Below are 25706 nucleotides of genomic sequence, written 5' to 3'. Positions count from 1 at the left end.
TTTGGGTCTGCGCAGCTTCTTTGACCGCATTGAGCCGCTTTTCGTAAAGGGCGGAAAATACGAGAAACTCTTCCCTGTCTACGAGATGGTGGAGAGCTTCCTTTATACCCCGCGGACCGTCACGACCGCAGCGCCGCACGCGCGATCCTACATCGACATGAAACGCATCATGACCTACGTGGTTATCGCGACGATCCCGTGCATTCTGGTGGGGCTCTACAATATCGGCTTCCAGGCGAACCACGCGATTGCGACCTATGGCGCGTCCGGATGGCGTGCCTGGATCATTGAGGCTCTGGGGATCGGGTTCAATCCGGCCAATCCGTTTGCGAATTTCGTGCACGGTCTGCTCTATTTCCTGCCCATTTACATCACCACGCTGGTCGCAGGCGGCATTTGCGAAGTGGTTTTCGCGACCGTGCGCGGCCATGAGGTCAACGAAGGTTTCCTCGTGACCTCGATGCTGTATGCACTGATCCTGCCGCCGACTGCGCCGCTCTGGCAGGTTGCCCTCGGCATCGTGTTCGGCGTCGTCATCGGCAAGGAAGTCTTCGGCGGAACCGGCAAGAACTTCCTCAACCCGGCGCTCACCGGCCGTGCGTTCCTCTATTTCGCCTATCCCGCGCAGATGTCGGGCGACACCATCTGGACACCGGTTGACGGCTTTTCCGGCGCAACGGCGCTGTCCGTCTCCGCATCGGACGGCTACGCCCAACTCGCAGCCCATGGCATGACATGGATGGATTCCTTCCTCGGCATCATCCAGGGAAGCATCGGCGAAACCTCGACCCTTGCCTGCCTGATTGGTCTCGCCTTCCTGCTTGTGACCAAGATCGCCAACTGGCGCCTCGTCGTCGGTTGTCTTGCGGGCATGATCGCATTTTCCACCCTGCTCAACCTGATCGGCTCGGATACGAACCCGATGTTCGCCATGCCCTGGTACTGGCATCTGGTTGTCGGCGGATATGCCTTCGGCCTCGCGTTCATGGTCACCGAACCGGTCTCCGCGTCCCACACCAACATGGGGCGGTACATTTACGGCGCCTTGATCGGTTTCATGGTCGTCATGATCCGGGTGATCAACCCGGCCTTCCCGGAGGGCATGATGCTGGCGATCCTGTTCGGCAACGTGTTCGCACCGCTGATCGACTATTTCGTCGTGCAGGCCAACATCAAACGCAGGGCGAAGCGAAATGCCTGAAGACACCGGACAGAACGAAAACAGCCAGAACAAGGGCTTCGTGCGGCGGTTTCTCGACATGCCGGCCGACTCCGTTCCCAAGACGGTGTTCGTGGCCGTGTCGTTGTGCCTGGTCGCGTCCATGATCGTGTCGGCGGCCGCCGTTTCCCTGCGCCCGCTCCAGGCCGTGAATGCGCTGAAGGACAAGCAGATCAACATTCTGCAGGTCGCCGGCCGCTATGAACCCGGCACCGATGTTGCAGAAGCGTTCAAGGTCTTCGAACCGCATGTCCTTGAACTGGCGACCGGCGAGTTCACGGACAAATTCGACCCGGCGACCTTCGACGACCTTGCCGCTGCCAGCAATCCGGAAACCTCCATCGCCCTGGAGAACGATCCGGCGTCGATCGGCCGCCAATCCAGGTACGTCACGGTTTATCTCCTGCGCAAGGACGACGGCAGCCTGGACAAGGTGATCCTGCCGCTGCACGGCTATGGCCTCTGGTCGACGCTTTACGGGTTCATTTCGCTCGAGGCGAACGGCAACGACATCTACGGATTGCAGTTCTACCAGCACGCGGAAACACCGGGGCTGGGTGCGGAAGTCGACAATCCGCGCTGGAAGGCGCTGTGGAATGGCAAGAAACTTGCCGACGATGGCGGCAATCTGCTGATCACCGTTGCCAAGACCGCCCCGCCGCAGGGGGAAGAATATCATGTGGACGCGCTGGCGGGTGCAACGCTAACCTCGGTCGGCGTTGATAACCTCGTGCGTTTCTGGATGGGCGAGGCGGGCTATGCGCCCTTCCTGGCCAAACTGCAAGCAGGAGAGATCTGATGGCGCAGACCAGAAGACAGATGCTGATCGATCCACTGGTCGACAACAATCCCATAACGCTGCAGGTTCTCGGGATCTGTTCTGCCCTGGCCGTGACCTCGTCGCTGCAGGTCTCGCTGGTGATGGCGATCGCCGTGACCCTGGTGACGGGCTTCGCATCGATGTTCATCTCGATGTTGCGCAACCACATCCCGGGCTCGATCCGGATCATCGTGCAAATGGTGATCATCGCGTCTCTCGTGATCATCGTGGACCAGGTCCTGAAAGCCTATGCCTACGAGATTTCGAAGACCTTGTCGGTCTTTGTCGGCCTGATCATCACCAACTGCATCGTCATGGGCCGGGCGGAAGCCTTCGCCATGAAGAACCCGCCGGTCGCCTCCTTCATTGATGGTGTCGGCAACGGTCTGGGATACGGCCTGATCCTTATGCTGGTCGGCTTCATCCGTGAGCTCTTCGGGGCGGGCAGCCTTTTCGGCTTCAACATCCTGCAGACCGTGAACAACGGCGGCTGGTATGTTCCCAACGGCATGCTGCTGCTGCCGCCGTCGGCCTTCTTCATCATCGGGCTGCTGATCTGGGCGTTCCGGACCTGGAAGCCTGAACAGGTCGAGGAACCCGAATACAAGATCCAGGTGGTGGACGCGCACTGATGGAACATCTGGTCTCCCTAGCCGTCAAGGCGATCTTCGTCGAGAACCTCGCGCTGTCCTTCTTCCTGGGCATGTGCACCTTCATCGCCGTGTCGAAGAAGATCTCGACCGCGATCGGTCTCGGCATTTCGGTCATGATCGTCCAGGCGATCACGGTTCCGGCCAACAACATCATCCTCAACTATCTGCTTGCACCCGGCGCGCTCGCCTGGGCCGGATTCAGCGATGTCGACCTGACCTTCCTCGGCCTGATCTCTTATATCGGCGTGATTGCGGCGCTGGTGCAGATCCTCGAGATGGTTCTCGATAAGTACTTCCCGCCGCTCTACAACGCGCTCGGCGTGTTCCTGCCCCTGATCACGGTGAACTGCGCCATTCTCGGCGGGTCGCTGTTCATGGTGGAACGCGACTACGATTTCACCGAGTCGGTCACGTACGGGCTTTCCTCCGGTTTCGGCTGGGCTCTGGCAATCACGGCCATGGCCGGCGTTCGGGAAAAACTGAAATACTCCGACATTCCTGAAGGCCTTCAGGGTCTGGGCATCACCTTTATCACTGCCGGACTGATGGCACTCGCCTTCATGTCCTTCAGCGGCGTCAAACTGTAACGGGAGAGCCTTGTGGCCACATTCGGACTCGGCATTCTGCTCTTTACCCTGATCGTGCTGGCGCTCGTCATGATCATTCTCGGCGCGCGCTCCAAGCTCGTGTCGACAGGCAATGTCAATATCAGCATCAACGGTGAGAAGACGATCTCCGTCCCGGCTGGCGGAAAGCTGCTGCAGACCCTCGCCGAACAGAAGCTGTTTGTGCCGTCCGCCTGCGGCGGCGGTGGAACCTGCGCCCAGTGCCGGGTCAAGATCTTTTCCGGCGGCGGCTCGATCCTGCCGACGGAGGAAAGCCACATCACCAAGCGTGAGGCGGCCTGTGGCGATCGCCTGTCTTGCCAGGTTGCCGTCAAGCAGGACATGGAGATCGAGGTTCCCGAGGAAGTCTTCGGCGTCAAGAAATGGGAATGCACCGTCCGCTCCAACGAGAACGTCGCGACCTTCATCAAGGCGCTGGTTCTGGAGCTGCCGGAAGGCGAAGACGTCAACTTCCGTGCCGGCGGCTATATCCAGATCGAGGCACCGCAGCACGCTCTCAAATACACCGACTTCGATGTCGAGGAGGAATATCGCGAAGATTGGGACCGCTTCAATCTCTGGCAATACGAATCCGTCGTTTCCGAACCGCTGGAACGCGCCTATTCCATGGCAAACTACCCCGAGGAAAAGGGGATGATCATGCTGAACGTGCGCGTGGCGTCTCCGCCTCCCGGCTCGTCCGGCATTCCTCCGGGCAAGATGTCGAGCTACATCTTCAACCTGAAACCGGGCGACAAGGTTACCATTTCCGGTCCCTTCGGCGAGTTCTTCGCACGCGAGACCGAAAAGGAAATGGTGTTCATCGGCGGCGGTGCCGGCATGGCGCCGATGCGCAGCCACATCTTCGATCAGCTCAAGCGTCTGAAATCCAAGCGCAAGATCAGCTTCTGGTATGGCGCGCGCTCCAAGCGCGAAATGTTCTTTGTCGAGGACTTCGATCAGCTCGCTGCCGAAAACGAGAATTTCGAATGGCACGTCGCGCTGTCCGATGCGTTGCCGGAGGACGACTGGTCCGGCTACACCGGGTTCATCCACAACGTGCTCTTTGACGAGTATTTGAAGAACCACCCGGCACCGGAGGACTGCGAGTTCTACATGTGCGGACCGCCCATCATGAACTCTTCGGTCATCAACATGCTGCTTGAGCTTGGTGTCGACCGGGAAGACATCATGCTCGACGACTTCGGCGGCTGAGGTCAGAAAACCGGATTTTCAGCAGGAACTGCGACGTGCTGCCCTGATCGCCAAACGGTCAGGGCAGTTTCTTTTTCGGCTCGATGACCTGATTTGTCTGCCTCAAACGGCTGGCTGCCTTTTGAGCACTGGTTCGGGATTTGCCTACTTGCTTGCTTTGCTGGCAAGCGATCCGGCGGACGCAGACATTTCAAGCTCACTCAGGTTTTCGGGAAGAAACCCGGAGCTAAACGAGCGCCGGGTCTTTCGTCTTCTGAGACGCGTCTTCGGCGCTCGCCGAGCCGCTCGCCTGCGGGGAAGAACCCTGCGCCTTTCCGGACGAAGTACCCGAGACCGCAGGCGGTTTGCGCCAGGGCGTGCCCTTGAACCAGGCAACCACGTAGGCAACCGCGATCAGCGCCAGGAAGCCGCCGAAATTGGTGTAGATCTGCGCTGTCCACTCGCCGCGTGCCCAGGCCATGTCCCGAAGGATGGCGACCGTCTGGGCGATGACAAGGCTGGCCATGAAGACGGCCAGGGACTGCTGGCCCACTTTCTGGACCACGCGCACGAAACCGCCCCAGAGAGCTCCGTGGCCGAGAAGGTACTTGCCGTGTTCGCCGGCGGCCACCCAGGCAACATAGGCCAGCGCCAGGAAGTGCACGTAGCGCAGGATGCCGAACTCGGTCTTGACCCAGAGCGGCCTGATCGCCTCGCGCACCTCGCGCGCCCAGACGACGTCCAGGTGGTTCTCGCTATGGATGCGGAAATAGGCGAAGGGAACCGTGATCAGGATGACCGCGAGGGCGGTCAGGATCAGGTTCCGGTTCACCGGCGGCGCCGGGATCCAGCCGCGCATGAAGGCGAACCCGGTGAAGAACAGCATTTGCCAGGCGAACGGGTTGAAGAACCACTTGCGCTCCGACCAGGGCTCCGCCGGCAGGTCGAGCAGGCCGAACTGCGAGGCAAGCCACAGGCCGAATGAGAATGCGAAGGCACCGGGCACGGAATAGCGGGCAATCAGCATGATGGCCGGCATCAGGGCCAGGATCACCACATACATCGGCAGGATGTCGAAATAGTTGGGCACCCAGGTCATCGTCATGAGGCCGGGCAGGGCAATCTCCGTCTTGTTGTAGAGATGCCAGAGGTTCAGCGAATTGACGTAGTCCTGGGTCAGTCCGCAGCAATCGTTCAGGAAGCCGCTTTCGTGCACCATCACCAGGCCGACCGCGATCACCAGGAACTGGCCGATAAAGGCCCAGTACACCTGCCACATGCGCTGCACGACACGCGCGGCGCCAATGCCCCATCCATAGACGTCGAACGTCTTGCCGAATGCGAGGGCGGACGCCATGCCGGAGCAGAAAACGAAAATTTCAGTCGCATCCGAAAAGCCGAAACGCGCAGGGATCCACAAGGTCCACCAGTTCCACGGCACATGGGCAATGAAGATGATGAACATCCCGATCCCGCGAAAGAAATCGAGCCGCGGGTCGCGAGGACGTTTCGTTTGTGTGTGTGCGTTCACGTCAAATCCAGAAAATTGCAGTCACTCGGGCGCCAGGTCCTTCAGTAGGAATTGGCAGCCCTGAGGTTCTCGTCTTCCATGACCTGCTCGGCCTTCTGCATCTTGCCGCAGATCTCCAGCCGCTGCTCGGCAAAGCGATCGAGCGCACCGCGCTTGTCGCTGCGGCTCTTGATAATGGTTTCGGCCTCGCTCGAAAAGCCCGCGCGCAGGGCCGCGTCGATTGTGATGCGTTCAAAAACATCGCGCTGCGCATGGGACCCGCCGATCGTGTACAGATTGTCGCGGGCAGAGGTCAGCAGCGAAAACGCGGAGGCGTAGTTGCCCTTCCGGTATTGCTCCAGTCCGAGCCCTGTCGGCAGACCGGCTTCCGCCGAGATGCGTCCGAGATCGGTTTCGGTCTTCGAGCGTTCCTTCAGGCCGGTGAGCAGCCGGTCCGCGCCCATGCGCCGGCCGCCGTTCAAAAGTGCCAGCAGGTAATGAAGATCGGCGAAGACGTTGCACCCGTCCTCGGCGCGCTTGTCGGACAGCTGCGCGATCTCCTCCCATCGGGACCCGACGTCGACGCCTTCCAGCTCGAGCCGGACGAGAAGCGAGGCCGCGTTGGAAATGTCGCGGTAATCGTCCGTCTTGTCCTTGCGGATATCGGCATCGTAGAGCGCGAGCGCCTTGTCGGCCTGTCCCTGGTCGAGATACATCAGCGCGAGGTGCCACCACACATGATAGCCGAAATTGTTGCAGTGGGCCCATCCGTCTGGATGGTTTTCCAGCCAGCCGACACCTTCTTCGGACCGGCCCGTCATGTCATGCACATGCGCGACCGCATGCAGGCCCCAGGCGTCATCCCGGGCAAACTCCAGACCCCGGCGCCCCGACGCCTCGGCAAGCCGGTAGTCGCCGGTTTCCTCGAGTGAGAACGCCCGGCAGCCGAGCAGGTAGCCATAGGCGGGATGCTTTTCGTCGTAGGCGGAATAGACCCGGTCGATGGACTGGCGCATGCCGACGGCATCGCCGAGGACGAAACGGATCGCATGGATGAGCTTCATCATGAAGGCATCTTCGGGCACACGCACCAGCATGGCATCCAGAATGTCCGCCGATCTGGAGGGGAAACCGCCCAGCCAGACATCGAGCGCCTGGACAAAGGCCGCCTCACGATCGGTGATCGGCGTGTTCTGGGCGGATGCTTTTGCAATCTTCAGACACTCACCGGCAGTCGCAATGAGCTCCTTGCGTCCGAGCAGAAGGCAGAACATTCCCCGCGCAGCGTGGCCGAGTGCGAAATCCGGGCTCAGGCCGAGACAGGTTTCCAGATGGACCGGTGTGGTCTTTCCATGCGCCAGAAAGGCCAGCACGGTCGCATCCCAGGCCGCTACGGCGTCCTTGTCCGCGAGAGTGAGATCATATCCAAATTGATCGCTGAGACGCATGTGTGGCCTTCTCGTTTCCCATGCTGGCGGCTACCGTGCGGTCTCAGGGACACCGCGAACGGCAGCAGGCAGCCGAATGAATTCTCACCGCTAAAAATCCGCAGCCTTCTCATGAACTGCAAAACACAAAAAGGTGTTGGCAATGTGTAGTGCAGACGTTGAGCTTTGGATTGTGAAGATATGGCGGGTGATGCAAGGGTAAAGCCCAATTTTTCGGCACTCTGCTTGGGACGGGCTGCAAGGATCGGCAGCAGGAAAAGGGTAGTGATTCTATGGCTGTCACGATTGGGAAGTCACAGGGCACCGTCGTCGCCGTCGCGGCCGGCCTGCTCGCGCTGATTTCGCTCGGTGCCTATGCCGAGGCCGGTCTGCGTCAGGCTGTCGCAGTCCTGATAGGCGGCGTTGCCGGACTTTCCCTCTATCATGCCAGTTTCGGTTTCACCGCCGCCTGGCGGCGGATCGTGACGGAACGGCGCGGTGCGGGTCTGCGCGCACAGTTCGTGCTGATCCTGCTCACAAGCGCCGTCTCCTTTCCCCTGATCGCCTGGGGCGCCCAGCTTGGATGGCCGACCGGAGGCTTCGTCTTCCCGTTCGGCGTTGCCGCGGCCATTGGTGCCTTCATGTTCGGTGTCGGGATGCAGCTTGGCGGTGGCTGCGGCTCCGGAACGCTGTTCACGGCCGGCGGCGGATCGACGCGCATGATGATCACGCTTGCTGCCTTCATCCTGGGCTCGGTGCTGGCAACCGCCCATCTTCACCTCTGGGGACAGTTGCCGAAACTGCCGGCAACATCGCTTATCCGCGAGTTCGGACCTCACGGGGCCTTCCTGATCACGGCTGCCGTCTTGGGCGCGCTGGCCTTCGCGACTGTTCGCATTGAACGTGGCGCGCACGGCGAACTGGCCACCTCCCGCAAGACAGAGTCGTTCCTGACCGGGCCGTGGTCGCCCATGACGGGTGCCATCATGCTGGCCATCGTCGGCATCGCGACCTTTGTCGTTGTCGGCCGGCCCTGGGGCATCACGTCCGCCTTTGCACTTTGGGGCGGCAAGATCTTTCATGCTGTCGGCATTCCGGTCGACACCTGGCCGTACTGGACGTGGCAGCGCGGCGCCTTGGAAAACTCCGTTCTGAGGGACACGACGTCGGTGATGGATTTCGGTGTTATCCTGGGAGCGATGGCGGCGGCGGCCCTTGCCGGCAGGTTCGCGCCGGTCTGGCAGCTCAGCCGCAGGGATCTGCTGACGGCGATCGCGGGTGGTCTGCTGATGGGCTATGGAGCACGGCTTGCCTATGGCTGCAACATCGGCGCCTATCTCGGCGGCCTGGTGTCCGGATCGCTGCACGGCTGGCTGTGGCTGCTGTTCGGCTTTCTGGGAAGCCTGCTGGGCACGCGTCTCCGGCTGAAGCTGGGGATGGGTTAGGTCACACCCGATTGTGAAGCGTGCGTGAACGCGCGCACGCTAGGCTCTCGACAAACAACATTTTTTTCTGAAGGACGGGCCTATGCGCACCCTGCTCAGCTTGTTTTTGCTGGTTTTCGTCTCCTTTTCTCCCGCAATGGCAGACAGTGTCGCGGAACGCGAAGGGTGGCAGGTCATCGCAACGGACAAGCCATACCAGGCGCTCGTCGATGATCTCAAGGCCGCCATCAAGGCGGAAAAGATGTTGCTGGTGACACAGGCGAGCGCCTCCGCCGGCGCCAAGGGGCGCGGGCTGAAGATCCCGGGCAACCGCGTCATGGGGGTCTACCGCAATGATTACGCGATCAGGATGCTGGAGGCATCGGTTGCCGCCGGCATCGAGGCACCGATCCGGTTTTATGTCACCGAAGACCCCGGCGGCACCGCGACCCTGTCCTGGAAAACGCCGAGTTTCGTGTTCGCACCCTACATGGAAGAGGGCGGCGATGCGCTTGCCGAGCTGGCAGCCGAACTGGACGATGTGTTTCAGACCATTGCCACCAAGGCTGTTGCATCCCGGTAACACGCGGCTTTCATTGTGCTTTGTCGATTGGGGATGAGGAAAATTTGGGCTTGTCGTGACTCACTTGCAAGGTCACACTCAAGGCGTCGTCAACTATTGAAAGGAGGTGTGCCCATGTCTAGTGAGTATCGGAACGTGGCCCGGAAGTCTGGGTGGAGTGGATCGGTGCTGGAGCAGCCTCTGGTATTGAAAAGTTTCACCGGGATCTGATCCGGACCTTGGGTCTACGTCGATCTCATGGGAGGGCCGCACCGCGGCCCTCTTTTGTTTTTGCGGTTCCCTTAGGGGAATCCAGCTTTCGGGGTCAGATGAGGCCGACGGCCTTGCGCACGTCCTCGTCCCGCAGTGAGCAGTCGATGCCGCGATAGGGATCACCCGCATCGGTACTCAGCCAGCAGATGGCCTCGCCGACCCATTCGGCCGGGATGTGCACGGACGGGTCCAGCTGACTGACCGGATTGATGCCGGACGCCTTGATGTCGACCTGCATCTGGGTCGCGACCGTTCCCGGGCTCAGGCCGATGACACGGATGCCCTTGTCGCCGAATTCCTTTTCGCCGCATCGCGTCAGCGACAGGGCTGCGGCCTTGGAGGAGCAGTAGTGGCTCCAGCCCTCCAGCGCTCCGGAGGCCGCCCCCGAACTGATGTTGATGATCGTCCCAGACCCGTTTTCCAGCATCTGCGGGACGGCTGCGCGGATCCCGTGGTAGACGCCTTTGACATTCACATCGATGACGTTCGCCCAGGCTTCGGGATCGGACGCTTCGATCCTGCTGATGGGTTCGATGACCCCGGCATTGTTTACCAGGATGTCGAGTGTTCCGAATGTATCGGTGCAGAACCGGACCGCCTTTTCGACGTCGGCATAGTCTGCGACATCACACGTGACAGCGGCTGCCACGCCTCCGCCGGCGTTGATCTCGGCCGCGATCCGGTCAATGTCACCGGCGGAGCGTGCCGCGAGCACGACCTTCGCGCCGTATTTCGCGAGACTGCGCGCAGCGGCTTCGCCGATACCGCGGCTTGCGCCCGTCACCAGGGCAACTTTTCCAGACAAATCAAACATAAAACGTCCCTGAACTTTGCGGCCCCGTGCGGCCCGCGTTGAACTTGGCGCAAACTTAGTGTGAGAAAGCCGCAGAATAAACAGTTCGTTTGCAGTAACATCGTGCAGGAATTACACGAATGCCTGAACAATGTATTTTGAGGGTTCCTGATCCTGCCCGATGAACCTGCCTCGGGGCCGGACAATGACAAGGCTTTTTGGATGGCTGCAGAAAAGTCCGTGCTGCAGACGGGGCTCCGTCAGCTCTATTTCGGTCACTCAACGCGGGCGCGGGTCTTCAGGTTCACGCTTCTTGCGTTCGATGTCGTCACGATCGGATATTTCATCGTTTCGTCCGTCATGGATCCGGAACGCCACTTTCACACGCTCGACTTCATTCTCGCGGGCGTCCTGTCACTGGATTACATCGCGCGCCTGATCGCCTCGGCGGCACCGGCCCGGTACCTGTTCAGTTTCACCTCGCTCACCGACGTCGTTGTGATCGCGTCGCTGCTGGCCCCGGTTTTCCTCGAGAACTTCGCGTTTCTGCGGGTCGTCAGGATGCTGCGGCTGTTGCGCTCCTATCACTTGCTGAAGGAACTGCGCGAAGCTTCGAGCTGGTTCCGCAGAAACGAGGACATTCTCCAGTCAGCCGTCAACCTTGTCGTCTTCATTTTTGTCGTGACCGCGATCGTCTTCGTCATCGAGGATGACCGCAATCCGAACATCAACAACTATCTCGACGCGCTTTATTTCACCGTGACGACCCTGACGACCACCGGATTTGGCGACATCACGATGACCGACAGCATCGGCCGGCTGATGACGGTGCTCATCATGATATTCGGCGTCGCGCTGTTCCTGCGTCTGGTGCAGACCATCTTCCGGCCGTCAAAGGCGCGGGTCAGTTGTCCCGATTGCGGTCTGAACCGCCATGACACTGATGCGATCCACTGCAAGCATTGCGGACGTATGCTCAATATCCCGACCGAGGGCGCGTGGGACTGAAGATCTCGCCGACTTGTGATGATGCGGCGCTGGACAAACAGGCCTCGACGCCCTTCTCTTCGGGTCGGCCGCTCGTCGTTTGGAGCGGGACGAGCGCTACAGGAGCCGATCTTGAATTCAGACACGTTGTCCTCTGCCGCCTGCGCCATCTTGCTGGCATCTACCTTTCTGGCCGCTCTTGCCCATGCTGACGACACCGCGGGCTGCGGTGGAGAGACCGCGTGCGCGCTTGATGGTGGCGAATACTACATCCACCTGCCGCAAACGAGCGTCTCGGACGAGCCAATCGGAGCGATCCTGTATCTCCACGGACATCGCGGCAAGGCGGTCAATGCCATCCGCAATCAGGGTTTCCAGCGCATGGCGGACAAGCTTGGCGTTGCCTTCGTGGCCGTGCAAGGCGTCAACGGCACGTGGTCGTTTCCGACCGCGCCAAGAAACCTGCGCGACGAGTCGGTCTTTTTCGACAACGTCCTGGACGATCTTCAGGGCCGCTTCGGTGTCGAACGGGACAGGACGATGCTGTCCGGGTTTTCATCCGGCGGTTTCATGACCTGGTATCTGGCCTGCGAGAATGCCGGCCGCTTTTCCGGATATGCACCGATTGCAGGGGCGTTCTGGGAACCTCTGCCCGAGACCTGCCCGACCGACAATCCGTACCTGTTTCATGTCCACGGGACCAGCGACACCGTTGTTCCGCTGGCCGGGCGCTGGCTGGGCGGCGGCCAGTGGAAGCAGGGCGACGTCTTTGAAAGCTTCGATGTTTGGCGGCGGCAGAATGGCCTTTCCGAGGCAAATTCCGAAAAACTGACCGACGGCAATTTGCAATGCGAGCGCTGGGCGCCCGAAGGCGGCCTGTTCGAACTTTGCCTTCACGATGGTGGTCACAGCGTCGAAGCCAAATGGATCGAACGGGCCTGGAACGAACTGGGTGAGATCAGGGGCTGGGACCGGAAAAGCTGAAGGCTCACACGGGATTAGCGGGAATGTGAGGCAAGGTGTTGCACGCGCAATCCGACTAGGGTACGGACCCATAAATGAAGCCGATTTGGCGGCAGAAATGGCAAAATCTCGCGAGGAAGCGTGCGCAGAGCGGGCCTTTGCCCGGTCAAGCGCGGTGATACTGCGAGGTAAAGCCATTTTGCCGTCCTTCGGATTTGGCGGTTTCGGCCATCTGCATCGTCGCGAAAGGCTTGAAAATGAACCACATTTCCTGCGCTTTCGCTCATTGCAGCCGGTCAAAACGATCCAAACCAAATTGACTTCAATTATGAGTCCGTACCCTAGAGTTGACGGGACAGGGGGGATGTGTCCATGTCCCGTCTGAATGTCAGTCGAAAGGTGTTGCGTGTCCCAGTCCGCCTCCAATCCCGGCGCCTTGTCCGGTCTTGTTGTTCTTGATCTCTCGCGTATCCTGGCCGGGCCGACCTGTACCCAGGTGCTTGGTGACCTGGGAGCGGAAGTCATCAAGATCGAACGTCCGGGCCGCGGCGACGACACGCGCGGGTGGGGACCTCCCTTCCTGAAGGATGCTGCCGGCAACGAGACCGCCGAAAGTGCCTATTACCTATCTTCGAACCGGAACAAGGCCTCCGTCGCCATCGATCTGGCAACGCCGGAGGGCCAGAAGCTGATTGCCGACCTTGCGGTCAAGGCCGACATTCTGGTTGAAAATTTCAAGGTGGGCGATCTCAAGCGGCGGGGCCTCGACTACGAGACGCTGAAAGCGCGCAACCCGGGTCTGATCTATTGTTCGATCTCCGGTTTCGGGCAGACGGGTCCCTATGCGCATCGCGCCGGATACGACTTCCTGATCCAGGGTATGGGCGGGATCATGTCGCTCACCGGGTTCCCGGATGACGAAGGCGGCACGGAGACCAAGTGCGGTGTCGGCATTGCCGATGTCATGTGCGGCATGTACGCCAGCGTTTCGATCCTGGCGGCACTCAACCACCGGCATGCAACCGGTGAGGGCCAGCACGTCGACATCTCCCTGCTCGATGCCCAGGTGTCGTGGCTGATCAACCAGGGCGTCGCCTATCTCGTCTCGGGCGATGTGCCCGGCCGGCTGGGCAACGGTCACCCGACCATCGTGCCCTATGAAACCTTCCCGGCCGCGGACCGGTCGTTCGTCATCGCTGTCGGCAACGACACGCAGTTTCAGAAGTTCTGCGAGGTGGCGGGCGCACCCGAACTGGCAGCCGATCCGCTCTATGCGAAAAATGCCGACCGGGTCCGCAACCGCAAACAGCTGATCCCCCTGATCCGCCGCCTGACCATTGAAAAAACCGCTGCCGAGTGGATCTCGGAGCTTGAGAACGCGGGTGTTCCCTGCGGTCCGGTCAACGATCTGCAGCAGGTGTTTTCCGATCCGCAGATCCTTGAACGGGCAATGCGCATCACCCTGCCGCACCCGGTCAGCGGGACGGTGGACCTGATCGGGTCTCCGATCAACCTGGAAAAGACGCCCGTCACCTACGCCAAGGCTCCGCCGATGCTCGGAGCCGACACGGGCGACATCTTGCAGCGACACCTCGGCTTGTCCGACGAAACATTGCATGGCCTGTCCGAGAAGGGCATTGTCGGCCTCCGAACCGCACCAGAAGACAAGGAAAAATCCGCCAAATGACTACCGGCGCAGACATCATTGCCGGCAAGCTTCACGCTGCCGGTTGCCGACACGCTTTCGGAATCCCCGGGGGAGAGGTTCTTGCCCTGATGCAATCGCTCGATCAGGCCGGCATGAATTTCATTCTGGTCAAGCACGAGAACGCCGGCGGCTTCATGGCGGAAGGCGGCTGGCATGCGGACGGCGCCCCAGGTGTGCTTCTGGCAACGATCGGTCCCGGGGTGGCGAACGCGGTCAATGTGGTCGCGAACGCGTGGCAGGACCGGGTCCCGCTGATCTTCCTGACGGGATGCGTCGACCAGGGTGAAGCGGAGAGCTACACGCACCAGGTCTTCGATCATCAGCAACTGCTGCGCCCGATCGTCAAGGCAAGCTTTTCCGCCCGTCTCGGCGCGCTCGACGTGATGATGGAAAAGGCGCTGGCGATCGCGCTCGACGGCCAGCCCGGCCCGGTTCATATCGATGTGCCGATCAAGGTCGCGGAAACGGAGACGGAAGAACCGTGGTCGCGCTCCTTCCTGTCTGCTCCGGTCGCAACCAGGGCCGCGACCGGCACCGATCTGGACACCGCGATGGCGCTTTTTGCAGAAGCGGAGCGTCCGATCGCCATCGCCGGTGTCGATGCGGTGAATGAGGGCGCCTCGGCGGCGATCAGCGATTTCTGCAGGGAGTTCGGGATCCCGCTGGTTACGAGCTACAAAGGCAAGGGGCTTCTTGACGAGAACGATCCGCTGGCCCTCGGCGGCGCGGGCCTGTCGCCCAAGGCGGACGGACATCTTCTGCCGCTGATCAATCAGAGCGACTGCATCCTCCTGCTCGGCTATGACCCGATTGAAATGCGGATCAACTGGCGCAATCCCTGGGACACGAATGCATCGGTCATTGACGTGACCCCGGTGCTCAGAACCCACGGCATGCACAACGTTTCGGCCACCTTGCGCAGCGCTGTTGTGCCCGCGCTGGAACTGCTGGGCGCGGCACGCAAACCGGACCGGCCTTCCTGGCCCGGCGGGGAACCGGAAAAAGTCGCGGCGGAACTCGCCGAGGGCTTCGGGCCGGAGAAGGACGGCTGGGGCCCGGCAACGGCGTTCCACACCTTGCGGGAGGTAATGCCTGCCGAAACCGTTGCGACCGCTGACAGCGGTGCTCACCGGATCCTCGTCAGCCAGATCTGGAAATGCCCGCAACCGCGGCAGATGCTGCAATCCTCTGCGCTCTGCACCATGGGCTGCGCCGTGCCGCTGGCCATGGGCCACAGATTGGTTGAAGGCACGTCACCGGTGATCGCATTCGTGGGCGATGCGGGTCTTGAGATGTGCCTCGGGGAGTTGTCGACCCTCAGGGATCTGAACATTCCGGTGATCATCTGCGTCCTCGTCGACACCAGCCTGGCGCTGATCGAATTGAAGCAGCGCGGCAGCCAGAGACCGAATGTCGGTGTCGACTTCGGCGAGACGGATTTCCCGGCCGTCGCGCGCGCTTACGGCGGGCACGGCGTCTGGATCGACAACGCGGGTGATCTCAGGCAGGAGGCAACTGACGCACTGCAGCGCGACGGCTTCACCATTCTCGCCTGCCGCATAGAGCGGCGTGCCTATGACGGGGCGTTCTGAGAGCACTTTTTCCACGCGCCGTCAAAGTCGCGGGCGTTGAACAGAACGTGCAGTCCTGTCTCAGGGCAGCACGGCCGTTCCCTCGATCTCGACCAGAAACTCCGGCAGGGCGAGCGACTGCACACCGAGCCAGGTGTTGGGTGCCGGCGTGACGTCGCCCCAGAATTCACCGAGCGCCATGCCGACCGGCTCGAGTTTTTCCGGCGTGTGGTTGACGACATAGGTTCTGAGCCGGATGAGATGCTGCGGGCCGAGACCCTGGTCCGCAAGCACGGCCTTGAGATTGGCAAGGCACTGCCGCGCCTGTGCGTTCAGATCATCTCCGCCGACCAGTTGGCAATCCTTGTCCCATGCAACCTGCCCGGCAAGATGCAGCAGCCTGCCCGGCTCGGACACGGCTGCGTGTGAGAAGCCCCACTGGACGCTGTTGTAGAGTGTTTCGGGGTTGATACGATCGGACATGAGACCCTCTTCGCAAGACACGGTAGGCCTTCACTTTAGCCGAGTGCCCGATATTGGCCACCCCTTGTGCGATACGTTTCCGTTACCCGGCTATGTTGACGGGCGCGGCAGAAGGGAGCCAGGCCGCGCCCGGTCTATCAGGCGGTGCCGGGTCGGCCTTCGCGGCTGCGTTTCCAGAGGCCGAGAAACCCGCCGAGGACCCCGGCAAGCAGCAGGCCGGGTGCGGGCAGGGGAACCGGTGTTGCCGGCGTCTCGACAGTTTCGAATGCGCTCACCTGCGCCTGCCGCGTGATGCCGATCGCCCCCGTAACCTCGATCCCGAAGACCGTGAGCGAAGCGACGTCGAAGGATCCGGCAAGACCGGTGATTTCGACAAATCCCGTGCGCGGGATCCGGGGCGGATCGGAGGGACCGAGAACACCCGGCAGGAAATCCGAACGCTCCGTTGGAATTCCGACCGTTGCATCCAGCGCCGAAGTAATGGCGTCAACCCGGCTGAACAGCAGCGAGGTCAGGCTGGAATCCAGAATACGGACACCGACGGCATCGCTGCCACCGAACAGATCGGCCGATGACAATCTCAAAAGGAGCGAGTTCGGTTCAAGTTCCTGGGCGCCGAATGTCGAAAAAGCGTAGCTGCCCCGGATCGTGTCACCTGCGGCAACAGGGACGGCGACAGCGGCGCTCGACAGGAACGCCCAAATTGCGGTGGTCGTGAAAAAAGTCCTTAACATCTGAAATACTCCTTTTGTGAAAACCGGCTCTAATTCCCCTCGGACGCCAGCACCGTGAAAATGGCGTCCTGGATCAGACGGCAGGCGTTGGGCCCGGCCGTTCCGTCGGCCTTCGCCGTATCGGGAAATGGGGGCGGCAGGCTGTCGTCCCGGCAGCCCCCGCGGTAGCTCGTGAGCATTGAGGCGGCGATGTTGGGGATCAGCGGACCATGGTCGTTCAGCACCAGGTGGATCTCGCTCTGGTGAGGTGTATCGAAGCGCTGCTCGTACCATCCGCCGGCGACGCCGCCCGCGGGAAGATACGCGGTGAACTCCGCGCGCCCGTCGGGTGTGTTGACCACTCCATCGGCATAAACGATCTGCGTACCGACCTCCGCGGCCCTGCCAATGACGTCCTCGGCGGTGCATGGTGTCGCCGAGCAGTTTTCAGGCCGGGTCATGATCACCCACCAGGCCGTCGTGACGTTGCCGGGAACGAGTTCGGACGTGCGCAGCGTCATCGTTGCGCCGTCGGGCGTTCTCGACAGCCTGGCCTGCGACCCGCTGATCGGCATTGCCGGTTTTTTCGCCGTTGCCATGTGTTCGACGGTCCGGGAGACCATCGGGCCGTCACCCGCATGCGCCCCAGCAGCGAGGACGGCCAGGCCGGTTGCGGCGAGGAAGACCTGCCGGAGAATTCTGGAAGCATTCAACATGGTTTTGTCCTTTCAAGCTTGGGGCTTCAACGGGTAAGAGGCGTACGCTGACCTGCGGAATGCGTCTCGGGCGCGATGTTCTGGTTGAATCTGAAGAGGTTGGCCGGGTCATACCTCTGCTTGACCTCGGTCAACCGGTCGAGGTTGCCGCGATAGGCGTTCGGTGCCTTGCCGTCGGACTCGGCGATGAAATTGACGTAGGATCCGGGCACGGCGTGCGCGGCGATCTTTTCCGAGACGCGCTTCAGCCAGCCGATCATGTCAGCGTCGTCGCTTTCGTCGCGCCAGCGCGCACCCGGCGTCGTCATGAACGGGACCTGCCGGTGCGGGAAGGCCGTGGCAGCCTCGCCGACATCCGCGACGGCACCGCCGAGAAGACAGATCAGAAGTTCCGAATCCGCACTCGGCATGCCCGGCGCCAGGTCCACCAGCAGATCGATCAGCTGAGGCGTCACGGCGTGATGATTGTGTGCCCGCCAGTAGTTGCGAGCGCCGAAATCATAGGCGCCATCGAGAAAGCTCTGCGCTTCCGTAAAAGGCCTGGCCGCAAACGCGCTGCCGAGCGGTTCGACACCGGCGTAAAGGCATTTAAGGTCGGCCTGTGCTTCTTCGGCCGGGCCTGCGTGGAACTGCATCAGCGTCAGAACCTTGGTTCTGTGAACGCTCTCGGGCAGAACCGGCACGGGCGGCGCAGTCATGAGGTTTGCCCACACGCAGGCTTTGCGTGGCAGGGAAGGGGCCTGCGTAGCGTAAGCGGAAAGGACGTTCCGCGCGTCCTCCAGGGCAAAGAAGGTCGGGCCGAAAAGAACCTGCGGACCGATCGGATGCAGCCTGAAAGTGAATTCGGTCACGACACCGAAATTGCCGCTGCCGCCGCGTATCGCCCAGAAGAGATCGGGGTGTTCGCTCTGCGAACAGACCGCGATCGTGCCGTCCGCCAGCACGATTTCCGCCGAGAGCAGGTTGTCGACCGCAAGGCCGTGAAGGCGCGCCAGCCATCCGAAGCCGCCCCCGAGCGTCAGGCCCGCGACCCCGGTCGAGGAGACCACACCGCCGGGCACTGCCAGGCCAAAGGCTTGCGCGGCTGCATCGAGATCGGCCCAGGTCGCCCCGCCGCCGACCCGCGCCACGCGATGATCGGCATCGATCTCGATATGCTTCAGATCCGACATGTCGATCATAAGCGCACCGTCGGCAACCGCCGAACCGGCGATGTTGTGGCCGCCGCCCTTGATGCAGACATGAAGTCCGCAGGCGGCCGCGGCGGTGACCGCGCGGCGGACGTCGCCGGGATCCCTGGCAATCACGATGGCGGCCGGGAACCGGTCGATCAGCGCGTTCCAGACCTGTCTTCGCTCGTCGTAGCCCGCGTCGTCAGGAAAGACGGCAACAGGACCGAGACGTTCCGCCAGCTGCGAAGTGAGAAGGTCTTCCATATCGTCGTCCACTGTCCGTTGTCTGTTGACCGTCAGGACAGCGTGCCGGGAACTGCGGCCGCGAAAAACTCATGAATGTGCAGTAACTCCAGATTCTGGAGTTGTCCGGCTACAGGCACCGCCGTAGTCTTTTTGAAACAAGACGCCAGATGTGAGGAGTGCCGGATGCCGTATAAGGGTTATGGACAGTACTGCCCGCTTGCCTTGGCCGCGGAAGTTCTCTGTGAGCGCTGGACCTTGCTCGTCATCAGCCGGGTGATTGATGGCTGCACGCGGTTCAACGAAATTCACCGCGGCGTGCCCAAGATCTCCGCGACGTTGCTGAGCCAGCGCCTGTCGAGCCTGGAACATGCCGGCCTGATCACGCGCCGCGCGCTCGACAATGGCCGCGGCTTTTCCTACGAACTCACCGACGCCGGCCGGGATCTCGACCCGATCATCATGAGCCTGGCGGTCTGGGGCCAGAAGTGGTCGCGCGACATGGAAACGGAAGATCTCGATCCCGCCTTCCTCGCGTGGAGCATGCACACCAGGCTGAACGTGGACGCGATGCCCGAGAATCGGATCGTGATGGAGTTCGCGTTTTCCGGCACCCACAAGGGCTTCAGCCGCTTCTGGCTGGTGGTGGAGGACGGCGAGGTCGACATGTGCCTGAAATATCCGGGCTTTGAAGAGGACCTGTCGATCTCGTCAGACATCAGGCGGTTCATCGAAGCCTGGCGCGGCATGCGCGATCTGCGCAGTGAAATCGCCAACGGACACATCACCGTCGTCGGACAGGAGAAATACCGGCGCGCCCTGCCGGACTGGCTGATGCTTAGCGCGCTTGCCCGCTTCCCCCGGCAAACCGGAACCGAGGCGGACCTGGCTGGAGACGCCCCGGTCGCACAGACGGGCTAGCGGGGCTGCCGCCAAAGTCCTGCTCGCGCAAATGCGCTTTGTGACGGCACCGGACCTATGACGCCGGCGCTGCAACCCGTTCCCCAATTCAGTCATGCTGCAGACGAAAGCGGTGTCTCGCGCCGCGACTTCAGCCAGAGACCCGCTCCCAGCAGAACGCCGATCACATCGGTCCGCCAGTCCCCCGAAATCATGCACAGTGCTGCGCCAAGCAACAGAACGCGCCAGACAGGTCCAAGCGGACCCATCAGGTAACCCTGCACAGCGCCCGACAGGAAGTAAACGCCAATGATCGCGGTTGCGGCGTTGCGGATGATCTCGAGCCAGCCCGCCTCCATCAGAAGACCGGGGCTATAGAAGAACATGTAAGGCACGATGAAAGCGGCAAGACCGACACGGAATGCGGTCACCGAGGTGCGCATCGGTTCGGCCCCGGCAATCGCCGCGCCCGCGTAGGCGGCGAGGGCCACCGGCGGTGTGATCGCCGAGACGACCGCGAAATAGAAGACGAAGAAATGCGCGATCAACGGTTCGATCCCGAGTTCGATCAAGCCGGGGGCCACGACGGAAGCGGCGACTGCATAGGCCGCTGTGGTTGGCATTCCCATGCCTAGAATGATCGAGATGATCATCGCGAAAATCAGCGCAAGCAGCTTGCTTGTTTCGGCCAGTTCGAAAAGAAGTGATGAAAACCGCGCACCAACGCCGGTCAGGGAGATCACGCCGACGATGATGCCTGCGGTCGCGCACACCGAAATGATCTGGATTGACATTTGCGAGGCATTGCGCAGCGCCTCGATGATCTCACGGGGCCCCATCTTGAAAGGTGTCAGCCAGCTCACGACAGCGGCGGAGGCAATCGCGAGCGTCCCGGCGCGGATCACCGAATAACCGAGGAACAGGGAGCCCACGAGAATGATGATCGGCAGGAACAGGAAGGCCTGCTTCGCCAGGTTCCGGAACTTCGGCACCTCTTCATTTGTCATGCCGCGCATGCCAAGCCTGCGCGCCTCGAAATCGACCATGAAGTAAATCGACACGAAATACAGCACGGCTGGAATGAGCGCGGCGATCACGAGCTCGGTGTAGGGAATGCCTGTGATCTCGGCCATGATGAACGCACCGGCACCCATGATAGGCGGCATGATCTGGCCGCCGGTCGAGGCGGCGGCTTCAATCGCGCCGGCCGATTGCGACCGGTAGCCGACACGTTTCATCAGCGGGATCGTCAGCGAGCCGGTCGACACAACGTTGCCCGCAGAGGTGCCGTTGATCATGCCCATCAGACCTGACGCGAACACCGCGACCTTGGCGGGACCACCGCGCGCACGGCCTGCCGTGGCAAAGGCGAGGTTCACGAAATAGTCGCCGACCTTGGAGCTTTGCAGGAAGGCCGCGAAAATGATGAAGAGGATAATGTAGGTCGACGACACCGCCGTCGTCGGGCCGAGAATGCCGTTATCCGTGAAGACGTAACTGAAGAAACGTTTTGCATCGTAGCCACGATGTTCCAGGAAGCCGGGAAGCCAGGGGCCGACAAAGGAGTAGGTGACAAACACAGTGGCGATGACGACGAGCGCCATGCCGGCGACACGCCGTGTGAGTTCCAGCATGAGTGCCATGGCAGCAAAGGCCGCCCAGGCATTTTGCGGGTCGGCGAAGGGAGTGCCTGCCCGAAGTCTCAGATTAAGCGCATCAAGACTGAGCGCGATGAAGCCGGTCGACGCAATGCTGGCCAATATGAGCACCCAGTCGATCGGTGAAACGGATCCATCCCTGCCGCGCAAAAACCAGCCGGCAAAAATGGCAAGCAGTGTTCCGGAGCCGAGCGCGATCCCGAAAAAAGCGAAAGTCGTGTCGGGAGTTTGAACCGTGCCGCTGCTCCAGTACTGGCTTACGCCATGAGCAGTGAGGGCGAGCGCATAGAGAACGGGTAGTCCGGCGAGAACCGCGATGATCCACTCAAGCTTGTCGTTGCGCAAGCGCTTGTCGTTGCCCACAAGCAGCACACCTGTCAGAGCGAATCCCAGGACGAGCGCACCTAAGATGTGGAGAATGCGGAAGAGCCAGGTTTCGAGCGGTGCAATGTTCAGGCTGTAGAGGTGCCAGGCGGCGTAGAGCACGCACAGAAGGCCGAACACTTTTCCTTGCCAGCCTTCAAGGCCGGTATGAGCGTCGCGATCGACGCTGGCGGAAATGGGCTCGGATGGTTCTGACATGGCGGCAGGGTCTCAAAGCTTCGCGCATGGGACCCGAGCCGCGATTGCGGCTCGGGCATTTTCCAATCAGCGAAAGGAAAGCGGAAATCAGCCGCCCAGGGCTGGATCGATCTCGAAACCGTTTTCCTTGAACCAGCGTACAGCGCCTGGATGCCAGGGAATGAACGCGTTCTTGTCGTAGTTTTCAGGAAGCGTTTCGATGGCAGCCTTGTGAATGTCGAGCATCTTCGGATTGTTGCTCATCACGGTGTCGACAACTGCGTAAACGAAATCATCCGGCAGGTCGGCGCGGGCAATTGCAAAGTTCCACATGGAAACGCTTGCATGGTCTTCCCCTTGCGACGGATAGGTGTCTGCCGGGATGGTGAAGAGTGAAACCGGATGGTCCTCGGCGATCTTTTTCGCCTGCTCTTCGGTCATGCCGAAAAAGATCACATCCGCCTGGGCTTCCACCTGCGAGAAAGCCGGGAAGGGAATGCCTGCTGCCCAGGTATAAACGTCAATCAAGCCGTCCTGAAGCTGACCGGCCAGATCGGCAGCACCACCATGTTGGGCGTCGACATTCTTGCCGAGCGTTTCAAAGAAACGCGGCCAGTATGTGCCTGGCGTGCCGCCAACCGGGCCGAAACCCACTGTCGCTCCGTCAGGTATCGCCTCAAGACTATCGATGCCGGAGCTTTTCAGCGTCATGACATGGAACGCGGTCTTGTACATCGGGAAAATCGCTCTGATGTTATCGTGCTTCAGACCGGGGGCGAGCGCACTTTCACCATTGATCGCATCAAAGGCGGGTCCCATTGTGACCATACCGAAATCGAGATCGCCGGTTTGCACCAGCGCCGCGTTCTGTACCGGTCCTGCCGTTACTTCAGCGCCGCCAGGAATGCCGAGTGCGTCGGCAACCATGTTGGTCCAGCCCGACCCGTAGACGAAATAGGTTCCGCCCTGGCTTGCAGTGCCTACGGAAAAGCTGGTCGGCCAGTCACTGCGGTCTTGCGCCAGTGCTGCCGGGGCGAGAAAACTCGCGGTGAGTGCCACGGCCAGTGTCGCTGGCACTCGTTTTGAAAAAAGGCTCAATAAACCTGTCACGCCATTTGAAACCATCGAATTCCTCCTCAGATCAAGACGACCTAAATCTTGTTCGTTCAAAGAGTCCCGGTTGCATGTCCAGCGATGCTTGGAGTCTTTGGAAAATCAGATTGAGCAGAAGTTCGATTAATCAATATCCAGTGCGATAACATTTTAGACAGGACTTGCTTTTTTGTACATCAAAGCAACCGCGTGCAACAACGAGCCTGGATTAAGAGCGCGCGGAAAGGAGATCTTGAGCCGCCTAGGTGATGGACTCAAAAATGAGACCAAAATGGCATGCGAAATGGCGAAATTCCGATAGGAAGGGTGTGCGGAGCGGGCTTGTTGCCCGGTCAAGCACGCTGACGCCACGGGGTGAAGCCATTTCCATGTCCTTCGGATTTGACCGGCTTGCTCCTCCTCCGCGTTGCGAAAGGCTTGAAAATGCGCCGCATTTCCTGCGCTTCCGCGCCTTGACGAGAAGCAAGTCGCCTCAAACCATTTTCGCCTCATTTATGAGTCCATCACCTAGTGTGCTTTTCAAAGGGCGTTTGAAACTGCGGGTGCAAATCAAGCATCCGTTCGGTTTTCATGAAGAACAGACTTGATTCGAACCGCCGGCAGGTCGTTCGTTTTTGCAGGTTGCCTGCGGGTGGTTTGCGTTCCCTTCCGTGGTTACTGGACCTCTGACTTTCGTGCGATTATGTTGCACCTGCGAAGAAGACGCACTCCGGCCGGAACCGGGGGTGGGAGGATGACGATGAAAATCTGCCGGACAAAGGCGGAGATGCGCGACACCGTGCGGGACTGGCGGGCGCAGCGGGAGACCGTCGGACTGGTGCCGACCATGGGCTATCTGCACGAAGGGCACCTCGGTCTCGTTCGGATGGCACGCGAGAATGCGGACAGGACCGTTGCCAGCATTTTCGTCAATCCAACCCAGTTCGGCGCGAATGAAGACCTCGACACCTATCCGCGCGACGAAGCACGAGACCTGAAGCTTCTGGAACAGGAAGGTGTTGATGCCGTCTTCCTTCCAGGGGTCGAGGAAATGTACCGGCCGGGTAAGCCCGCCTATGTCGATGTTCCCGAGCTTTCCGGAATTCTGCAGGGGGCACTGCGGCCGGGTCATTTCCGCGGCGTATCCACGGTCGTGACGAAACTGTTCAACATCGTCACGCCCGATCTCGCCGTGTTCGGCGAGAAAGACTATCAGCAGCTCACGCTGATCCGGCAAATGGTGCGCGACCTGGACATGCCACTGGAAATCCTCGGCCATCCGACGGTTCGCGAGGCCGATGGTCTGGCCATGTCATCCAGAAATGTCCGCCTGCAGCCCGCTCACCGGCAGGAAGCGGTTGCGTTGAACGAAGCGCTGGACAAGGCGGTGCTTGCGGCGAAGGCGCGTCCCACGATTGAGGACCTGGAAACGGTGGTCAAGTCACGTCTGGAGGGCTCGCCGTCGGCAACCGTGGAAAGCATCGACATCCGCGATGCCGACACGCTCGAAGAGCTGACAGGCACGCTGGACAGCCGTGCCGTCGTCCTGCTCGCGGTTCGCTATGCCACCATTCTGCTGATCGACCAGCGTGTCGTCGCGCCGGATTTTTGAACAACAAGGACACCAGATGAGCGCCCAGAAACCCGTCCGCCGCCTGACGGCCCCCCAGATTGCGAAGCGCAAGGGCGGCGAGCCGATCGTCTCGCTGACCTCCTACCACGCGCACACCGCGTCCATCGTCGACCAATACGCCGACTTCATCCTCGTCGGTGACAGTCTCGGCATGGTCATGCACGGCATGGAATCGACGGTCGGTGTCTCGCTCGACCTGATGATCATGCATGGCAAGGCGGTCGTCAGGGGCACAAGGAAAGCCCTCGTTGTCGTCGACATGCCCTTCGGCAGTTATGAGGAAAGCCCGGCCGAGGCCTTTCGCAACGCGGCACGTGTGATGAAGGAGACCCAGTGCGGGGCAGTCAAGTTGGAAGGCGGCGTCCGCATGGCCGAAACCATCCGCTTCCTGACCGAGCGCGGCGTCCCGGTGATGGCCCATATCGGCCTGACGCCCCAGTCCGTCCACGTCATGGGCGGCTTCAAGACCCAGGGACGGCAACAGGACGACTGGGATCAGCATTTCGAGGATGCACGCGCGGTAACGGAAGCTGGCGCCTTCGCTGTTGTCCTGGAAGGCATGGTGGAACCGCTCGCCGCGCAGATCACCCGGGAGATCCCGATACCCACCATCGGCATCGGGGCATCCGCCGAGTGCGACGGCCAGATCCTGGTGCTGGAAGACATGCTCGGGCTCAACCCGGCGCCGCCGAAATTCGTCAAGGTCTACGGCAATCTCGGCGGGCAGATCGAGGCCGCGGTCAAGGCCTACGCGGACGAGGTCAAGGAGCGGAGTTTTCCGGCTGAGGACCAGGTTTACCGCTGAGCGGGCAGAATTTAATAAACG

Annotated in this window: 24 protein-coding genes; 15 read left to right on the top strand and 9 right to left on the bottom strand. The window is 61.0% G+C overall.

All coding sequences use genetic code 11. The annotated features are described in order from the left end of the window. Position 1 precedes the first annotated feature (1 nt). The 5 genes from ACO08A_RS07015 to nqrF are packed head-to-tail and all read left to right on the top strand — an operon-like array spanning position 2 to position 4512. The gene (locus ACO08A_RS07015) at positions 2 to 1201 is read left to right on the top strand and encodes an NADH:ubiquinone reductase (Na(+)-transporting) subunit B (RefSeq protein ID WP_319385524.1); all 1200 of its coding nucleotides are present in this window, start codon (positions 2 to 4) and stop codon (positions 1199 to 1201) included. After that, positions 1194 to 2018, top strand: coding sequence for a Na(+)-translocating NADH-quinone reductase subunit C (locus ACO08A_RS07010; RefSeq protein WP_422040445.1), 825 nt, complete (start codon positions 1194 to 1196; stop codon positions 2016 to 2018). Before ACO08A_RS07015 ends, ACO08A_RS07010 begins: the two co-directional genes overlap by 8 nt. Beyond that, on the top strand, positions 2018 to 2671 hold the full coding sequence (locus tag ACO08A_RS07005; RefSeq protein WP_421981167.1) for an NADH:ubiquinone reductase (Na(+)-transporting) subunit D: 654 nt from the start codon (positions 2018 to 2020) through the stop codon (positions 2669 to 2671). Before ACO08A_RS07010 ends, ACO08A_RS07005 begins: the two co-directional genes overlap by 1 nt. Beyond that, positions 2671 to 3279: an NADH:ubiquinone reductase (Na(+)-transporting) subunit E gene (gene nqrE / locus ACO08A_RS07000; RefSeq protein ID WP_319385527.1), complete on the top strand. Its 609-nt coding sequence runs from the start codon at positions 2671 to 2673 to the stop codon at positions 3277 to 3279. Before ACO08A_RS07005 ends, nqrE begins: the two co-directional genes overlap by 1 nt. 12 nt (positions 3280 to 3291) lie before the next feature. Beyond that, positions 3292 to 4512 carry an NADH:ubiquinone reductase (Na(+)-transporting) subunit F gene (gene nqrF, locus ACO08A_RS06995; protein WP_422040444.1) on the top strand — a complete coding sequence of 407 codons (1221 nt, stop codon included), beginning with the start codon at positions 3292 to 3294 and terminating at the stop codon, positions 4510 to 4512. A gap of 226 nt (positions 4513 to 4738) precedes the next feature. On the opposite strand, the gene ACO08A_RS06990 is transcribed toward nqrF, so the two are convergent. Beyond that, complete coding sequence (locus ACO08A_RS06990) at positions 4739 to 5956, bottom strand: OpgC family protein (protein WP_422040443.1); 1218 nt, start codon at positions 5954 to 5956, stop codon at positions 4739 to 4741. Positions 5957 to 6063: 107 nt separating this feature from the next. Continuing rightward, complete coding sequence (locus ACO08A_RS06985) at positions 6064 to 7449, bottom strand: tetratricopeptide repeat protein (RefSeq protein ID WP_422040442.1); 1386 nt, start codon at positions 7447 to 7449, stop codon at positions 6064 to 6066. A 272-nt stretch (positions 7450 to 7721) separates the two neighbouring features. Here ACO08A_RS06985 and ACO08A_RS06980 point away from each other — a divergent pair, with 272 nt between their 5' ends. Both ACO08A_RS06980 and ACO08A_RS06975 read left to right on the top strand, forming a co-directional pair. Continuing rightward, a complete protein-coding gene (locus ACO08A_RS06980) occupies positions 7722 to 8873 on the top strand; it encodes a YeeE/YedE family protein (RefSeq protein ID WP_422040441.1) in 1152 nt (383 codons plus the stop codon). An 82-nt stretch (positions 8874 to 8955) separates the two neighbouring features. After that, on the top strand, positions 8956 to 9435 hold the full coding sequence (locus ACO08A_RS06975) for a DUF302 domain-containing protein (RefSeq protein WP_422040440.1): 480 nt from the start codon (positions 8956 to 8958) through the stop codon (positions 9433 to 9435). Between the two features lie 304 nt (positions 9436 to 9739). Here ACO08A_RS06975 and ACO08A_RS06970 read toward each other — a convergent pair whose 3' ends face one another. Next, positions 9740 to 10501 (bottom strand): SDR family oxidoreductase, encoded by a 762-nt coding sequence (locus ACO08A_RS06970; RefSeq protein WP_422040439.1) that lies wholly within the window; start codon positions 10499 to 10501, stop codon positions 9740 to 9742. A 201-nt stretch (positions 10502 to 10702) separates the two neighbouring features. On the opposite strand from ACO08A_RS06970, the gene ACO08A_RS06965 reads away from it, so the two are divergent. The 4 genes from ACO08A_RS06965 (at position 10703) to ACO08A_RS06950 (ending at position 15730) form a co-directional block, all read left to right on the top strand. Next, complete coding sequence (locus ACO08A_RS06965) at positions 10703 to 11488, top strand: ion transporter (RefSeq protein ID WP_422040438.1); 786 nt, start codon at positions 10703 to 10705, stop codon at positions 11486 to 11488. Between the two features lie 111 nt (positions 11489 to 11599). Then, positions 11600 to 12451, top strand: a complete 852-nt coding sequence (locus ACO08A_RS06960) for an alpha/beta hydrolase family esterase (protein WP_422040437.1) — start codon at positions 11600 to 11602, stop codon at positions 12449 to 12451. A gap of 385 nt (positions 12452 to 12836) precedes the next feature. Beyond that, on the top strand, positions 12837 to 14117 hold the full coding sequence (locus ACO08A_RS06955; RefSeq protein ID WP_422040436.1) for a CaiB/BaiF CoA transferase family protein: 1281 nt from the start codon (positions 12837 to 12839) through the stop codon (positions 14115 to 14117). Continuing rightward, entirely contained in the window at positions 14114 to 15730 is a 1617-nt protein-coding gene (locus tag ACO08A_RS06950) for a thiamine pyrophosphate-binding protein (protein ID WP_422040435.1), read from the top strand. The genes ACO08A_RS06955 and ACO08A_RS06950 overlap by 4 nt, the downstream gene beginning before the upstream one ends. 60 nt (positions 15731 to 15790) lie before the next feature. On the opposite strand, the gene ACO08A_RS06945 is transcribed toward ACO08A_RS06950, so the two are convergent. From ACO08A_RS06945 to ACO08A_RS06930, 4 genes are all read right to left on the bottom strand, one after another. Beyond that, entirely contained in the window at positions 15791 to 16192 is a 402-nt protein-coding gene (locus tag ACO08A_RS06945) for a RidA family protein (protein WP_306144486.1), read from the bottom strand. A gap of 137 nt (positions 16193 to 16329) precedes the next feature. Further along, positions 16330 to 16926 (bottom strand): hypothetical protein, encoded by a 597-nt coding sequence (locus ACO08A_RS06940; protein WP_422040434.1) that lies wholly within the window; start codon positions 16924 to 16926, stop codon positions 16330 to 16332. Between the two features lie 29 nt (positions 16927 to 16955). Further along, on the bottom strand, positions 16956 to 17621 hold the full coding sequence (locus tag ACO08A_RS06935) for a hypothetical protein (RefSeq protein WP_422040433.1): 666 nt from the start codon (positions 17619 to 17621) through the stop codon (positions 16956 to 16958). A 26-nt stretch (positions 17622 to 17647) separates the two neighbouring features. Next, positions 17648 to 19057, bottom strand: coding sequence for an FAD-binding oxidoreductase (locus tag ACO08A_RS06930; protein WP_422040432.1), 1410 nt, complete (start codon positions 19055 to 19057; stop codon positions 17648 to 17650). A gap of 165 nt (positions 19058 to 19222) precedes the next feature. Here ACO08A_RS06930 and ACO08A_RS06925 point away from each other — a divergent pair, with 165 nt between their 5' ends. Further along, positions 19223 to 19957, top strand: a complete 735-nt coding sequence (locus tag ACO08A_RS06925; RefSeq protein WP_422040431.1) for a winged helix-turn-helix transcriptional regulator — start codon at positions 19223 to 19225, stop codon at positions 19955 to 19957. Positions 19958 to 20049: 92 nt separating this feature from the next. Here ACO08A_RS06925 and ACO08A_RS06920 read toward each other — a convergent pair whose 3' ends face one another. Both ACO08A_RS06920 and ACO08A_RS06915 read right to left on the bottom strand, forming a co-directional pair. Further along, complete coding sequence (locus ACO08A_RS06920) at positions 20050 to 22176, bottom strand: TRAP transporter permease (RefSeq protein ID WP_422040430.1); 2127 nt, start codon at positions 22174 to 22176, stop codon at positions 20050 to 20052. Positions 22177 to 22263: 87 nt separating this feature from the next. After that, complete coding sequence (locus tag ACO08A_RS06915) at positions 22264 to 23214, bottom strand: TAXI family TRAP transporter solute-binding subunit (protein WP_422040429.1); 951 nt, start codon at positions 23212 to 23214, stop codon at positions 22264 to 22266. Between the two features lie 422 nt (positions 23215 to 23636). On the opposite strand from ACO08A_RS06915, the gene ACO08A_RS06910 reads away from it, so the two are divergent. The 3 genes from ACO08A_RS06910 to panB all read left to right on the top strand — a co-directional run bounded on the left by ACO08A_RS06910 (position 23637) and on the right by panB (position 25685). Next, positions 23637 to 23855, top strand: coding sequence for a hypothetical protein (locus ACO08A_RS06910; RefSeq protein WP_422040428.1), 219 nt, complete (start codon positions 23637 to 23639; stop codon positions 23853 to 23855). 152 nt (positions 23856 to 24007) lie between these two features. Continuing rightward, positions 24008 to 24859 carry a pantoate--beta-alanine ligase gene (panC, locus tag ACO08A_RS06905; RefSeq protein WP_422040427.1) on the top strand — a complete coding sequence of 284 codons (852 nt, stop codon included), beginning with the start codon at positions 24008 to 24010 and terminating at the stop codon, positions 24857 to 24859. Between the two features lie 16 nt (positions 24860 to 24875). After that, on the top strand, positions 24876 to 25685 hold the full coding sequence (gene panB, locus ACO08A_RS06900) for a 3-methyl-2-oxobutanoate hydroxymethyltransferase (protein WP_422040426.1): 810 nt from the start codon (positions 24876 to 24878) through the stop codon (positions 25683 to 25685). The last annotated feature ends 21 nt before the right edge of the window (positions 25686 to 25706 follow it).

The organism is Roseibium sp. (genome assembly GCF_965232425.1).
Classification (GTDB): domain Bacteria; phylum Pseudomonadota; class Alphaproteobacteria; order Rhizobiales; family Stappiaceae; genus Roseibium.
Note: the sequence above shows the minus strand (reverse complement) of the source record. Positions and strands in the feature narration are given on the sequence as shown.